11 protein-coding genes are annotated in these 13,720 nt (G+C 69.6%); 5 read left to right on the forward strand and 6 right to left on the reverse strand.

What is annotated here, in order from left to right:
- Positions 1 to 51 precede the first annotated feature (51 nt).
- The 4 genes from ACZ6JS_RS31600 to ACZ6JS_RS31615 form a co-directional block, all read right to left on the reverse strand.
- Complete coding sequence (locus tag ACZ6JS_RS31600) at positions 52 to 921, reverse strand: AraC family transcriptional regulator (protein ID WP_469303054.1); 870 nt, start codon at positions 919 to 921, stop codon at positions 52 to 54.
- Positions 922 to 1,021: 100 nt separating this feature from the next.
- Positions 1,022 to 1,618: a hypothetical protein gene (locus tag ACZ6JS_RS31605; RefSeq protein ID WP_469303055.1), complete on the reverse strand. Its 597-nt coding sequence runs from the start codon at positions 1,616 to 1,618 to the stop codon at positions 1,022 to 1,024.
- Between the two features lie 469 nt (positions 1,619 to 2,087).
- On the reverse strand, positions 2,088 to 3,617 hold the full coding sequence (locus ACZ6JS_RS31610; RefSeq protein ID WP_469303056.1) for a helix-turn-helix domain-containing protein: 1,530 nt from the start codon (positions 3,615 to 3,617) through the stop codon (positions 2,088 to 2,090).
- Between the two features lie 103 nt (positions 3,618 to 3,720).
- Positions 3,721 to 4,209: a MarR family winged helix-turn-helix transcriptional regulator gene (locus ACZ6JS_RS31615; RefSeq protein WP_469303058.1), complete on the reverse strand. Its 489-nt coding sequence runs from the start codon at positions 4,207 to 4,209 to the stop codon at positions 3,721 to 3,723.
- A 96-nt stretch (positions 4,210 to 4,305) separates the two neighbouring features.
- On the opposite strand from ACZ6JS_RS31615, the gene ACZ6JS_RS31620 reads away from it, so the two are divergent.
- Complete coding sequence (locus tag ACZ6JS_RS31620) at positions 4,306 to 5,169, forward strand: haloalkane dehalogenase (RefSeq protein ID WP_469303060.1); 864 nt, start codon at positions 4,306 to 4,308, stop codon at positions 5,167 to 5,169.
- A gap of 24 nt (positions 5,170 to 5,193) precedes the next feature.
- Here the strand turns inward: ACZ6JS_RS31620 and ACZ6JS_RS31625 are convergent, their stop codons facing one another.
- Complete coding sequence (locus tag ACZ6JS_RS31625) at positions 5,194 to 6,057, reverse strand: transglutaminase domain-containing protein (RefSeq protein ID WP_469303061.1); 864 nt, start codon at positions 6,055 to 6,057, stop codon at positions 5,194 to 5,196.
- Between the two features lie 353 nt (positions 6,058 to 6,410).
- On the opposite strand from ACZ6JS_RS31625, the gene acnA reads away from it, so the two are divergent.
- The 4 genes from acnA to ACZ6JS_RS31645 all read left to right on the forward strand — a co-directional run bounded on the left by acnA (position 6,411) and on the right by ACZ6JS_RS31645 (position 12,803).
- The gene (gene acnA / locus ACZ6JS_RS31630) at positions 6,411 to 9,128 is read left to right on the forward strand and encodes an aconitate hydratase AcnA (protein ID WP_469303063.1); all 2,718 of its coding nucleotides are present in this window, start codon (positions 6,411 to 6,413) and stop codon (positions 9,126 to 9,128) included.
- 324 nt (positions 9,129 to 9,452) lie between these two features.
- On the forward strand, positions 9,453 to 10,877 hold the full coding sequence (ngcE, locus tag ACZ6JS_RS31635) for an N-acetylglucosamine/diacetylchitobiose ABC transporter substrate-binding protein (RefSeq protein WP_469303180.1): 1,425 nt from the start codon (positions 9,453 to 9,455) through the stop codon (positions 10,875 to 10,877).
- A gap of 41 nt (positions 10,878 to 10,918) precedes the next feature.
- A complete protein-coding gene (locus ACZ6JS_RS31640) occupies positions 10,919 to 11,863 on the forward strand; it encodes a carbohydrate ABC transporter permease (protein WP_469303064.1) in 945 nt (314 codons plus the stop codon).
- 13 nt (positions 11,864 to 11,876) lie between these two features.
- Positions 11,877 to 12,803 (forward strand): carbohydrate ABC transporter permease, encoded by a 927-nt coding sequence (locus ACZ6JS_RS31645; protein WP_469303066.1) that lies wholly within the window; start codon positions 11,877 to 11,879, stop codon positions 12,801 to 12,803.
- Positions 12,804 to 12,827: 24 nt separating this feature from the next.
- Here ACZ6JS_RS31645 and ACZ6JS_RS31650 read toward each other — a convergent pair whose 3' ends face one another.
- Positions 12,828 to 13,691, reverse strand: coding sequence for a hypothetical protein (locus tag ACZ6JS_RS31650; protein WP_469303068.1), 864 nt, complete (start codon positions 13,689 to 13,691; stop codon positions 12,828 to 12,830).
- Positions 13,692 to 13,720 lie beyond the last annotated feature (29 nt).

A 13,720-nucleotide genomic window follows, 5' to 3' on the forward strand; every position in this document is an offset into this window, starting at 1 on the left:
GCGCATCGCCATGCCATCGATGGTCCACTACGCGGCTACGCGGCTACGCGGCTACGCGGGTTCGACGGGCAGCCACAGCTCGCAGGTTGCGGTGCTGAAGTCGGCCGCCCGCTCCAGGGTGGCGACGATCGAGGGGCCCGGACGCAGGCGCCACGGGTTCGAGGGGAACCAGTCGGTCGCGGTCGCCGCCCAGCCCGTCTGCAGGGCCTGCGGATGCGGTCCGCTGGTACGGAAGACCGCCCACATCCCGCCCGGCACCTCGATGGCGTCGAGGCCGTCCGGGGCCGGCGTGTCCCGGTCGAGGGCGACCCCGTGCAGGTAGGTCAGTTCGCTGCCCTCCCTGCCGTCGGGATCCACGTCGTCGGAGACCTGCAGCAGGCCGCCCGGTTCGGTGTCGCCCAGGGTCTTCAGCCGCAGGTGCTCCTCCTGCGGCAGCGCCGCGATGTGCCGCTGGATGTGCGGGTTGACGCCCTGGTGGATGAGCGGGACCCGGGTGGCGTGTCCGACGAGCCGGAACGCGGGTCGGCTGACGAGGCGGGTGTCCATGGGGATGCTCCCTTCGACGGTCAGGCGGAACCTGAGCTGCGGTTGTGTACGCAAGGGGCCGCCGGTACGCCGCACTTCACCGGGGCCGGCGCCGTGGACCGCGCGGAACGCGCGTCCGAACGCTTCGCTCGATCCGTATCCGTGCATGACCGCGATGCTCAGCAGATCCGCCTCGCCACGGACGACGTCGGCGGCGGCAACGGTCATACGGCGGCGCCGCACGTACTCCGACAGCGGCATGCCGGCCAAGGACGAGAACATCCGGCGCAGGTGGTACTCGGTCGTGCCGAGCGCCGCCGCCAGCCCTTGGACGTCGGGCTCCTCGGCGAGATGCTCCTCGACGAGGTCGACCAGCTGGTTGAGTGCAGAGATCACGAGGCCTCCTTTCGACTCCAACCCTGACAGCGGACCCCCTGCCGCACCCGACCGCTGCGAACCGATCCGATCAGGGACCGATCCACGCACCGCCGGCCCGCTACCGGGCCAGTGCGAACGTGGTGGCCGCGACGGCCCAGCCCACCGCGGCGCCCGCGAGGACCTGTGCGAGGGTGTGGTCGCGCAGCTCCACCCGGGACCAGCCGACGACGGCGACCACGGGGCAGGCCAGAAGCACCCAGGCCCCGAACGTCATGGCGAGCATGGCCACGCTCCCGCAGGACACGCCCGCATGCACGCTGATCTTCCATGCGGGGGTCACGGCGAGGAGGGCCGCCAGGGTGACCAGCATCGCCGCGATCAGCGCGATCATCGTCGGGGGAGCGCCGAAGGCCCACATCAGCAGAGTGCCGGTGGCGACCGAGGCGCCGGCGAAGGCCATCACGAGGATGCGCTGCGGCCGCGCCCCGACGTGCCGGTCGGCCCAATGGCCCCGGCGGATTCCGTACTTGATGAAGGTCAGCGGGATGCCCGCGGCGAACAGGCAGCCGAGCAGCCCCCATCCGACGCCCGGGAGACGGCCGGTGTGCCAGCCGATCAGCACGCTGTCGGCGATGATCCAGGTCTTCGGATCGAGCCCGTCGGTGACCAGCCGCGCGGCCCGAGAGGCGCCGGACGGGGTGATCGTGATCGTCACGCCGTGTCCTCCGGGCGGTCCGCGCCGAGCCGGCCACCCGAACGCCGGGGCGGGCGACCTCGATCTTCCGATCCTAGTGCTCCCACCTCCATGGCCGACGGGAGACCATCCTGCGGCGGCAGGTGCAGCGGCTGAGGACGGGGCCCGGGAAACCGCCACCTGGAGCCCGGTACCCGCTCGGCCGTTCGTGCCGACCCGTTCGCCCGCCCCGGCTACGTCGCGAGGGGCATCAGGCGCTGTCGAGGATGCTGCCGATCGTTTCCGTGATTCGGTGTCTCCACTTGTGCCGGCGGTTGCAGTACTGGCGTGGGAACCAGCGCCGTTCCTGTGGAATCTGCCGGTTGCACCATTTGCACAGGACCGTGCGTCCCCTGCTCGCGAAATCCCCCATGGGGCGAGTCTAGCGGCTGTGACCTGCGCTTTCCCTGTGCGGGGCCGAGCAGTTCGCCGGGCCCCGCACGCGGGCGGCTCAGATGTCGCGGAAGATCTCGATCTGGGCGCCCACCGAGTTGAGGCGTTCGGCCAGTTCCTCGTAGCCGCGGTTGATGACGTAGACGTTGCGCAGCACCGACGTGCCCTCGGCCGCCATCATCGCCAGGAGGACGACCACCGCCGGGCGGAGGGCCGGCGGGCACATCATCTCCGCGGCGCGCCAGCGGGTGGGGCCCTCGACCAGGACGCGGTGGGGGTCCAGCAGCTGGAGGCGGCCGCCCAGGCGGTTCAGGTCCGTCAGGTAGATGGCGCGGTTGTCGTACACCCAGTCGTGGATGAGGGTCTGGCCCTGGGCGACGGCCGCGATGGCCGCGAAGAAGGGGACGTTGTCGATGTTCAGCCCGGGGAAGGGCATCGGGTGGATCTTGTCGATCGGCGCTTCGAGCTTCGAAGGGCGGACCGTGAGGTCCACGAGCCGCGTGCGGCCGTTGTCCGCCGGGTACTCCACCGAGCGGTCGTGGTCGAGGCCCATCTCCTCCAGCACCGCGAGCTCGATCTCCATGAACTCGATCGGCACCCGGCGGATCGTCAGCTCCGACTCCGTGACGACCGCCGCCGCCAACAGGCTCATCGCCTCGACCGGGTCCTCGGAGGGGGAGTAGTCCACGTCCACGTCGATGTTCGGGACGCCGTGGACGGTGAGCGTGGTGGTGCCGACGCCCTCGACCTTGACGCCCAGTGCCTCCAGGAAGAAGCACAGGTCCTGGACCATGTAGTTGGAGGAGGCGTTGCGGATGACGGTGACGCCGTCGTGGCGGGCGGCCGCCAGCAGGGCGTTCTCGGTGACCGTGTCCCCGCGTTCGGTCAGTACGATCGGGCGGTCGGGGGAGACCCCGGCCGCGACCTTCGCGTGGTAGATGCCCTCGGTCGCGGTGATGTCCAGACCGAAGCGGCGCAGCGCGATCATGTGCGGCTCGATGGTGCGGGTGCCGAGGTCGCAGCCGCCCGCGTAGGGCAGGCGGAAAGTCTCCATGCGGTGCAGGAGGGGGCCCAGGAACATGATGATGCTCCGGGTCCGGCGGGCCGCGTCCGCGTCCATGGCCTCCATGTCGAGGCGGGCCGGCGGGACCAGCTCCAGGTCCACGCCGTCGTTGATCCAGCGGCTGCGGACGCCGATGGAGTTCAGGACCTCCAGGAGGCGGTAGACCTCCTCGATGCGGGCCACGCGACGCAGGACCGTGCGCCCCTTGTTGAGCAGCGAGGCGCAGAGCAGGGCGACGCACGCGTTCTTGCTCGTCTTGACGTCGATGGCGCCTGACAGCCGTCGGCCGCCGACCACGCGCAGGTGCATCGGGCCGGCGTAGCCCAGGGAGACGATCTCGCTGTCGAGAGCTTCACCGATTCGGGCGATCATCTCAAGGCTGATGTTCTGGTTGCCGCGCTCGATCCGGTTCACTGCGCTCTGGCTGGTGCCGAGGGCTTCGGCGAGCTGACTCTGTGTCCAGCCCCGGTGCTGCCGGGCGTCACGGATGAGCTTGCCGATGCGTACGAGGTAGTCGTCTGCCATGGGGGCACCGTATCTCACATATGAGATGACTCCTGCGCCGGGTGGGGCAGACGGGTGTGTCGACCGGCGTGTCGGGCATGTGTCGGCCGCGCCCTCTTGCGCGTTACTGACCGTCAGGTCCCATGGCGGAGGCGCCGTACGCATGGTGCTCGACGATCCGGCTCAGCAGGCGGGTGAGCTGTGCACGCTCCGCCGCCGACAGCGGGGCCAGGAGTTCGTCCTGGGCCGTGTCGAGGAGCTGCTCCAGCCGCCGAAGCCGCCGTCGGCCGAGCGGGGTGAGGGTGATGACGTTGCGCCTGCGGTCCCCGGGATCGGGTGCCCGCTCGACCAGTTCGCGCTCGGCGAGTTCGTTGATGACGGCGACCAGGTCGCTGCGGTGGATGCCGGTGCGGTCGCTGAGCGCGGCCTGGCTCGCCGGTCCGGACTCCTCCAGGGCGACCATGGCCGCATAGTGCCATTTGCGGGCATCTGCCCGGCCGAGAGTCTCGGTCACCAGGCGCTGGGCGTGGGTGGAGGCCTGTCCCAGCAGTCGGCTGGGCAGTTCGCGCAGTCGCGCGGGGACGGCCGCGCCCCCGTTCTCTCCCGTGGTCATGGGGTGATGCTATCGATTGCGTTAGTGCCACCAACGATATAGTTTCGTTGGTGTCACGAACGTTAGTCGCGCGAACGATTGCGGAAGAGGCCTCCGATGCCCACGATCGACGTACTGGACTCGACGATGTACTACGAGGACCGCGGCACGGGCGTGCCCTTCGTCTTCCTGCACGGCAACCCCACCTCCTCCCACCTCTGGCGCGGCGTGCTGCCCCGGGTCCGGGGCCCGGTCCGTACCCTGGCCCCCGACCTCATCGGCATGGGCCGCTCCGGAAAGCCGGGCGGGGAGTACCGCTTCGCCGACCACGCGCGCTACCTGGACGCGTGGTTCGACGCCCTCGGCCTCGACGAGGTGGTCCTGGTCGGTCAGGACTGGGGCGGTGCGCTCGCCTTCGACCGGGCCGCCCGCCACCCCGGGCAGGTCCGCGGGATCGCCTTCATGGAGACGATCGTGCGCCCGATGGGGTGGGAGGAGTATCCGCCCGCCGCGCGTGCCCGGTTCGAGGCGATTCGCACCCCGGGAGTGGGGGAGGAGATGGTCCTCGAGCGGAACATCTTCATCGAGGACAGCATCCTGAAGACCGTCCTCGAACCGATGGCCGAGGCGGACCGCGCCGTCTACGGCGCCCCCTACCCGACCCGCGAGAGCAGGCTGCCCATGCTGCAGTGGGCCCGCTCGCTGCCGATCGGCGGGGAACCGGCCGACGTCGTCGCAGTCGTCGCGCGGTACGGCGCCTGGCTGGCCGACAGCCCCGAAGTGCCCAAGCTCCTGCTCACCTTCGACGGCTCGCCCGCCCTGATGGTCGGCGCCGAGGCGGCCGCCTGGTGCGAGCGGAACATCTCGGCGCTGGAGAGCGAGTACTGCGGACCCGCGGCCCACCTCTGCCCGGAGGACCGGCCCGAGGAGATCGCCGAGGCCGTCAACGCCTGGGCGGCCCGCCACGCCCTCACCGGGTGACCCGGCCTGACCGGTGAGGGGCCCCTATGCCGCGCCCCGGCGGCCCAGGACCGGTTCCGCCACCAGCCGGGCCAGGCCGCACAGGGTCTGGCCGTGTCGCGCGAAGAGCTCGTCGCGCGAGTCGAAGTGGCCGAGGTCGGCCAGGACGTACGCCGACAGGTCGCACGCGGCGCCCGCGCCTCGGCCCGCGCCTGCGCCCGAGCCCGGTCCCGGGCAGGCGGCCGGCGCCGCGTCCCAGTCGATCGCCGTCCGCGACAGCGCTTCGAACAGGGTCTCCGACCCGGCGTTCGTGAAGCCCCCGCCCTGCGTTCCGTCCTGCTCCCCGCCGCCGGCGCGCATTCCCTCGAGGAGTTGCGAAACCGTCAGCCAGGGAGCGGGTGCCCCGTCGGCCCCGGCCCGTGCCGCGAGCCGGAACTCCGGCCAGGCCAGCAGCACCTGGTCCGGGACGATCCGCCGCAGTCGGGGAAAACGCGGATACCAGAACGCGCCGTCCACCAGCAGGCCGCGCACCCGCGTGGGCACCCCGTACGCCCGCGCCACCGCCTCCAGCACCGACAACCGCTGACTGCACGAGCCCCGCCCCCGGCGCAGCACCTCCGACACGGGCCGCTCGTCCTGGACGGAGTAGACCGGCCGGACGGCCGCGGCGATCCATGCGTGGGCCCGGTGCAGGGCCTCGATCTGCCGAGCCGGGTCCACGGGGTCCGCGGGTCCCACCGGATCAACGGCCCCCGGCCCCCCTTTGGCCGCGCCCAGCTCGCGTACCAGTGCGGCGACCAGGGGGTCCCGCCAGTCCAGGATCCGGGTCGGGGCGGTGCTCCCCTCCGGCGCCGCTCCGCCGGACGCCGTGCGGGTCCGGCCCCGAGGCCTGAACAGCGAGCTCGTCATGGACGCGTCCTCTCGTCGGGCCCTCCCCCCGAGGGCTGGACGCATCCTGACAGAAAATCTGAACACGTTCAACAGTGGCCCCGGCCCCGCCCCCCCATCCTTCCGCGAGCCGGATCGGGGCATGCGGAAGCGGCCTCCCCGCCCTTTCGTCGGTCCGGGTGCGGGTGCGTGCCTCGTCGTCGCGCCCGGACATGTACTAGAGTTATCTCGACATCGAGATATCTGCCGAAGGCGTACCGCAGCCGCCCCCGCTGGTAAGGGTTACCTAACTTAGCCTTACCTTAGCGGATTGGCCAAGGGGCGTGGCGGCAGGATGCGGTAAACGCGCGAATTCATGCATGAAGGAGACTGTCGTGTCGGCGAACAGCTTCGACGCCCGCAGCACGCTGCAGGTGGGCGACGAGTCGTACGAGATCTTCCGGCTGGACAAGGTCGAGGGCTCCGCCCGCCTGCCCTACAGCCTGAAGGTGCTGCTGGAGAACCTGCTCCGCACCGAGGACGGCGCGAACATCACCGCCGACCACATCCGGGCGCTCGGCGGCTGGGACTCCCAGGCCCAGCCCAGCCAGGAGATCCAGTTCACGCCGGCCCGCGTGATCATGCAGGACTTCACCGGCGTCCCCTGCGTCGTGGACCTCGCCACCATGCGTGAGGCCGTGAAGGCCCTCGGCGGCGACCCGGCGAAGATCAACCCGCTCTCGCCCGCCGAGATGGTCATCGACCACTCGGTCATCGCCGACAAGTTCGGCACGAAGGACGCCTTCGCGCAGAACGTCGAGCTGGAGTACGGCCGCAACAAGGAGCGCTACCAGTTCCTGCGCTGGGGCCAGACCGCCTTCGACGACTTCAAGGTCGTCCCCCCGGGCACCGGCATCGTCCACCAGGTCAACATCGAGCACCTGGCCCGTACGGTCATGGTCCGCAACGGCCAGGCCTACCCCGACACCCTCGTCGGCACCGACTCGCACACCACCATGGTCAACGGCCTCGGCGTGCTGGGCTGGGGCGTCGGCGGCATCGAGGCCGAGGCCGCGATGCTCGGCCAGCCGGTCTCCATGCTGATCCCGCGCGTCGTCGGCTTCAAGCTGACCGGCGAGCTGCCCACCGGCACCACCGCCACCGACCTGGTGCTGACCATCACCGAGATGCTGCGCAAGCACGGCGTCGTCGGCAAGTTCGTCGAGTTCTACGGCGAGGGCGTCGCCGCCACCTCCCTCGCGAACCGCGCCACCATCGGCAACATGTCGCCGGAGTTCGGCTCCACCGCCGCGATCTTCCCGATCGACGGCGAGACCCTGAAGTACCTGCGCCTGACCGGCCGCTCCGAGCAGCAGGTCGCGCTCGTCGAGGCGTACGCCAAGGAGCAGGGCCTGTGGCTGGACCCGGCCGCCGAGCCGGACTTCTCCGAGAAGCTGGAGCTCGACCTCTCCACGGTCGTCCCCTCCATCGCCGGTCCGAAGCGCCCGCAGGACCGCATCGTCCTCGCCAACGCCGCCGAGCAGTTCGCCCAGGACGTGCGCAACTACGTCGATGACGTGGACGAGGCGGGCAAGGAGTCCTTCCCGGCCTCCGACGCCCCGGCGATCCGCCCCGACGGCGCCCCGTCGAAGCCTACTCTGGTCACCCTCGCGGACGGCTCCTCCTTCGAGATCGACCACGGCGCCGTCACCGTCGCCGCGATCACCTCCTGCACCAACACCTCGAACCCCTACGTCATGGTCGCCGCGGCGCTCGTGGCCAAGAAGGCGGTCGAGAAGGGCCTGACCCGCAAGCCGTGGGTCAAGACCACCCTGGCCCCCGGTTCGAAGGTCGTCACCGACTACTTCGACAAGGCCGGCCTGACCCCGTACCTCGACAAGATGGGCTTCAACCTCGTCGGGTACGGCTGCACCACCTGCATCGGCAACTCCGGTCCGCTGGACGAGGAGATCTCGAAGGCGATCAACGAGCACGACCTCGCGGTCACCTCGGTGCTCTCCGGCAACCGCAACTTCGAGGGCCGGATCAACCCCGACGTCAAGATGAACTACCTGGCCTCCCCGCCGCTGGTCGTCGCGTACGCCATCGCGGGCTCCATGAAGGTGGACATCACCACCGAGGCCATCGGCATCGACACCGAGGGCAACCCGGTCTACCTCAAGGACATCTGGCCCTCCGAGGCCGAGGTGAACGACGTCGTGGCGAACGCCATCGGCGAGGACATGTTCAGCAAGTCCTACAGCGACGTCTTCGCGGGCGACGCCCAGTGGCAGGCGCTGTCCATCCCGACCGGCAACACCTTCGAGTGGGACCCGCAGTCCACCTACGTCCGCAAGCCCCCCTACTTCGAGGGCATGACGATGGAGACCACCCCGGTCTCCGACATCGCCGGCGCCCGCGTGCTGGCGAAGCTGGGCGACTCGGTCACCACCGACCACATCTCCCCGGCCGGTGCGATCAAGGCCGACACCCCGGCCGGCAAGTACCTCACCGAGCACGGCGTCGAGCGCCGCGACTTCAACTCGTACGGTTCCCGCCGCGGCAACCACGAGGTCATGATCCGCGGCACCTTCGCCAACATCCGCCTGCGCAACCAGATCGCGCCGGGCACCGAGGGCGGCTACACCCGCGACTTCACCGTCGAGGGCGGCCCGGTCTCCTTCATCTACGACGCCTCGCAGAACTACCAGGCCGCCGGCATCCCGCTGGTCATCCTGGCCGGCAAGGAGTACGGCTCCGGCTCGTCCCGCGACTGGGCGGCCAAGGGCACCGCGCTGCTCGGCGTCAAGGCCGTCATCGCCGAGTCCTACGAGCGCATCCACCGCTCCAACCTGATCGGCATGGGCGTCCTGCCCCTGCAGTTCCCCGAGGGTGCCACCGCCGCCTCGCTGGGCCTCACCGGCGAGGAGACCTTCTCCTTCACCGGTGTGGAGGAGCTGAACAACGGCACCACCCCGCGCACGGTCAAGGTCACCACCGACACCGGTGTGGAGTTCGACGCGGTCGTCCGCATCGACACGCCGGGTGAGGCCGACTACTACCGCAACGGCGGCATCATGCAGTACGTCCTGCGGAACCTCATCCGCGGCTAAGGGCGCGCCAGGCGGAGTGATCCGCCGTCTGTCGGCACCATAGGGCCGTACCCCCGACGAGGGGGTGCGGCCCTTGTCGCTTCGTGCGGCGGCGGTCCCAGGTGACGGACAGGTCTCAACTCGGAAAAGCCGGGGACGATCCTTGTGCACGATCTTGCTCAGCCGAGCGGAAGTGGACTATACCTGTGCCCGTCCGGGCCGCTGCGTGAACGAGCGGCCCCGGGCCGGGGGATGCCGGGGGGACCTGCGGTCATGCCCGCGTGCACGGCAACTGCCGCGATTTCCGGCCTCCTTCACACTCCTGACGAAGGCGAGGACATGAGCATGGGATCCACCGGTGAGGGCCTCGGCCGCCGTGATCTGATCAAGCGTTCCGCAGCGCTCGGACTGATCAGCGTGCCGACGATGAGCTTCCTGTCCGCCTGCGCCTCCGGCGGTGGGGACACGACGAAGGGCCCCGACAAGGCCGCCGTCTCCAAGGAGAACCCCTTCGGCGTCTCGAAGGGCGGCAAGATGGACGTCGTCGTCTTCAAGGGCGGCTTCGGCGACGACTACGCTAAGGCCTGGGAGGCCGCCTTCGACAAGAAGTGGGGCACGACCAGCTCCCACCTGGGCACCCAGGAGATCACCGGCAAGCTCCAGACCCGGTTCAACGGCGGCAACCCGCCGGACGTCGTCGACAACTCCGGCGCCCAGAGGATCAAGCTGGACGTGCTCTTCAAGAGCAACCAGCTCGCCGACCTCACCCCCGTGCTCGACGCCCCCTCCCTCGACGACCCGAGCAAGAAGGTCCGCGACACGCTCATCGCGGGCACCATCGAACAGGGCACGCAGGGAGGCAAGTTCGTGTCGCTGAACTACGTCTACACCGTCTACGGCTTCTGGTATTCCGGGAAGCTCTTCAAGGAGAAGGGCTGGACGCCGCCCAAGACCTGGGACGAGTTCCTCGCGACCTGCGCCAAGGCCAAGGAGGCCGGCCTCGGCGGCCTCGCCCACCAGGGCAAGTACCCGTACTACATCAACGTCGTCATCATGGACCTGATCGCCAAGAAGGGCGGTCTGGAGGCCATGAAGGCCATCGACAACCTGGAGCCGAACGCCTTCGAGGGCAGCGCGGCCGCCCTCGCCGCCGTCGAGGCGGTCTACGAGGTGGTCGAGAAGGACCTGCTCCTGCCGGGCACGAACGGCCTGACCCACACCGAGTCCCAGACCGCCTGGAACCAGTACAAGGCGGCCTTCATCCCGTCCGGCTCCTGGCTGGAGAACGAGCAGCTCAAGCAGACGCCCGACGACTTCGACATGCAGTTCCTGCCGGTCCCGGTGCTCGCGGACAGCAAGCTGCCCTTCGAGGCCATCCGGGCCGGCGCCGGCGAGCCCTTCATCGTCCCGGAGAAGGCCGCCAACAAGCCGGGCGGCCTGGAGTTCATCCGTTCGATGCTGTCCCGCGAATGGTCGACCATCTTCGCCCAGCAGGCCAACTCGCTCACCGTGGTCAAGGACGGCGTGGACCCGGGCGTGCAACTGCGTCCCGGCACCCAGTCGGCGGTGACCGCCCTCAAGGCGGCGGGAACGAACACCTTCAATTACCTTTACCCCGACTGGTACAGCGAGATGGACACGGCGATCCAGGACGCGTCCAACGAGCTGATGGCCAAGCGGATTCAGCCGAAGGAGTGGATCAAGCGGGCCCAGGCGGCGGTCAACAAGGCGGCGCAGGACCCCAACGCCAAGAACAACCGTCGCAGCTGAAGCACGCCCCACCGGTCACCGGCACACCAGGGACGGACACCATGAGCCAAGTAGTCCAGGGCAGGGGACGGGCCGGCTTCATCGCCGGCTTCCTCCTCGCACCCCTCGCGCTGTACCTGACCTTCGTCATCTGGCCGTACGTACAGACGTTCGGCTACTCCTTCACCAACTGGTCGGGTCAGTCGCCCACGTTCGACTTCGTCGGCATGGACAACTACTCCGCCCTGCTGAAGGACGAGGTCTTCCGCGGAGCCCTCTGGAACAACCTGCTGCTCCTGGTGTTCGTCCCGGTGGTCACCATCCTGCTCGCCCTCTTCTTCGCCTTCATGGTGAACGCGGGCGGGCGGGGCGGGGCAGGCGGCGTACAGGGCGTGGCGGGCTCACGCTTCTACAAGATCGTCTACTTCTTCCCGCAGGTGCTCTCCCTCGCCATCCTCGCGGTGCTCTTCGGCGCCGTGTACCGCACCGACGAGGGCGGCCTGCTCAACGGCGTCCTCATCCGGCTCGGCATCGTAGACCGGATGCACCCCGTCGAATGGCTGAACGAGCCGAACCTCGTCCTGTGGTGCCTGCTCCTCGTGGTGGTCTGGCACGGTGTGGGCTTCTACCTCGTCCTGTTCTCCGCGGCCATGCAGTCCGTCCCCAAGGACATCTACGAGGCGGCCCTCCTCGACGGGGCGGGCCGCGCCCAGACCTTCTTCCGGGTCACCCTGCCCCTGCTGTGGGACTCCGTACAGACCTCCGCGGTCTACCTGGGCATCGCCGCGATGGACATGTTCGTCCTGGTGTCGACCATGACCTCCGGCCAGTTCGGCGGGGGCCCCGACCACCACAGCGAGGTCATGGCCACGGTGCTGATGAGGAACTTCCTCTACTTCGGCAAGAGCGGCTACGCCTGCGCCATGGGCGTGGTCATGCTCGTCCTCACCATGATCCTTTCCGTCATCACGCTGCGCGCCACCCGCCGCGAGCGCATCGAGTTCTGAGCCGGAGACCGTCATGACCACAGTGATCAAGGCTCCGGGCGAATCCGCCGCGGAGCGGTCCGGCGGAGCCGGCACCGGCGGGGAACGGGGCGCGGGACGCTCCGAGGGCATGGTCCTCAACGTCTTCTCCCACGGCTTCCTCGTCCTCTGGGCGGTGCTGATCGTGTTGCCGCTGATCTGGCTGGCGCTCGGCTCCTTCAAGACCGACGCCCAGATCGGCGGCTCGGCCCTCAGCTGGCCCACGAACTGGAACCTCGATGCCTTCGGGCGGGCCTGGGACAAGGGCATCGGCGACTACTTCGCCAACACCCTCATCGTGATGGTGTTCTCGGTCCCGCTGACGATGCTGCTCGGCTCGATGGCGGCGTACGTCCTGGCCCGCTACCCCTTCCCGGGCAACCGGTTCATCTACTACTTCTTCGTCAGCGGGGCGATGTTCCCCGTCTTCCTCGCGCTCGTCCCGCTGTTCTTCATGGTCAAGCGGTTCGACATGCTGAACACCTACCAGGGTCTGATCCTGGTGTACGTGGCGTACTCGATGCCGTTCACCGTCTTCTTCATGCACTCGTTCTTCCGCACGCTGCCCACGGCGGTGCACGAGGCCGCGGTGATCGACGGTGCCTCCGACACCCGGATCTTCTTCCAGGTGATGGTCCCGATGGCCAAGCCCGGCCTGATCAGCGTCGGGATCTTCAACGTCCTGGGCCAGTGGAACCAGTACATCCTGCCCTCCGTGCTGATGCAGCCCCAGACCGGTTCGGACCCCGAGCGCTACCTCCTCACCCAGGGCCTGATCCAGCTCCAGCAGCAGCAGGGCTACGAGACCGACCTGCCCGTGCTCTTCGCGGGCGTGACCATCGCGATGATCCCGATGCTGGTGGTCTACCTGTCCTTCCAGCGCCAGATCCAGGCAGGCCTGACCTCGGCGACGCTGAAGTAGCGGCCCCGGGGGCAGGCGCGGTCCTCAAACCTTCCGCAGCTTGTACAGCCGCCCGGTGCCGGGGCCGCCGATCTCCTGCCGGATCCGGGGCTCCCCGGCGGTGCCGTCGACGCCCCAGGCCTGCCAGTGGCACTCGGGGATCTCCACGCGGACCTCCTGCGACCACACGTCCCGCCCCGGCTCGTACGACCAGGTGCCGGAGCCCGAGCACCGCCGTGAGGGGTCGTCCGGGTGATCGCCGGGCCGGTGCACGCCGACGCCGGAGGCGGTGACCCGGCCGTCCGGGGTGAAGACCAGGGTGTTGCCCGTGTGGTCCAACCAGCTGCCGGTCATGGTCTCGGGCCCGATCCGCGGCGGCTCGTACGCGGGCAGCAGGCCGACGGCGAGCCCGAGCGCGCCGAACACGCCCGTCCCCGCCACCACCGCCGTGCCCCACAGCGCCACCCGCCGCAGCAGCCCCTCGCCCCGGGGGAGGGCGGCCACCACGCCCAGGGAGAGGGAGGCCGTGGCGGACGCCCAGAAGACGAGCGTGTCCCCCGTCTCCGCGTCGTTGTACGTCGCGAAGATCAGGACGGGCGCCGCCAGCAGGGCCGCCACCGCCGGCGGCCCCGCCCACCAGGCCGTACGCCCGCCGAGCCCCCGGGAGAGGAGGTCGACCAGCGCGACCGCCGGCAGCACGAAGACCAGCGTCAGCAGGAACGAGACGAAGGCGACGAGCGGCGTGAGGGCGATCAGGCTCCCCCCGATGCCGGCCCAGTCGGAGGGCGTGTCCGGCGGCGGCTGCGTCCGCACGTACACCAGGACCACCACCGCCGTCAGCGCGACCTCCAGGCATCCCACCAGCGTCGAGACCACCAGCACGCGGCCGTACGACCGTTTCTGACGCATGCTCACCCCCCCTTGACGGCCGGGCGGAC

The sequence above is a fragment of the Streptomyces sp. NPDC046349 genome (assembly GCF_055587885.1).

Excerpts from the sequence above, each read along its gene's own strand:
- ACZ6JS_RS31610 (WP_469303056.1), bottom strand. The coding sequence starts at position 3,617 with ATGGCAGACGACTACCTCGTACGCATCGGCAAGCTCATCCGTGACGCC.
- ACZ6JS_RS31615 (WP_469303058.1), bottom strand. The coding sequence starts at position 4,209 with ATGACCACGGGAGAGAACGGGGGCGCGGCCGTCCCCGCGCGACTGCGC.
- ACZ6JS_RS31620 (WP_469303060.1), top strand. The coding sequence starts at position 4,306 with ATGCCCACGATCGACGTACTGGACTCGACGATGTACTACGAGGACCGC.
- ACZ6JS_RS31625 (WP_469303061.1), bottom strand. The coding sequence starts at position 6,057 with ATGACGAGCTCGCTGTTCAGGCCTCGGGGCCGGACCCGCACGGCGTCC.
- ngcE (WP_469303180.1), top strand. The coding sequence starts at position 9,453 with ATGGGATCCACCGGTGAGGGCCTCGGCCGCCGTGATCTGATCAAGCGT.
- ACZ6JS_RS31640 (WP_469303064.1), top strand. The coding sequence starts at position 10,919 with ATGAGCCAAGTAGTCCAGGGCAGGGGACGGGCCGGCTTCATCGCCGGC.
- ACZ6JS_RS31645 (WP_469303066.1), top strand. The coding sequence starts at position 11,877 with ATGACCACAGTGATCAAGGCTCCGGGCGAATCCGCCGCGGAGCGGTCC.
- ACZ6JS_RS31650 (WP_469303068.1), bottom strand. The coding sequence starts at position 13,691 with ATGCGTCAGAAACGGTCGTACGGCCGCGTGCTGGTGGTCTCGACGCTG.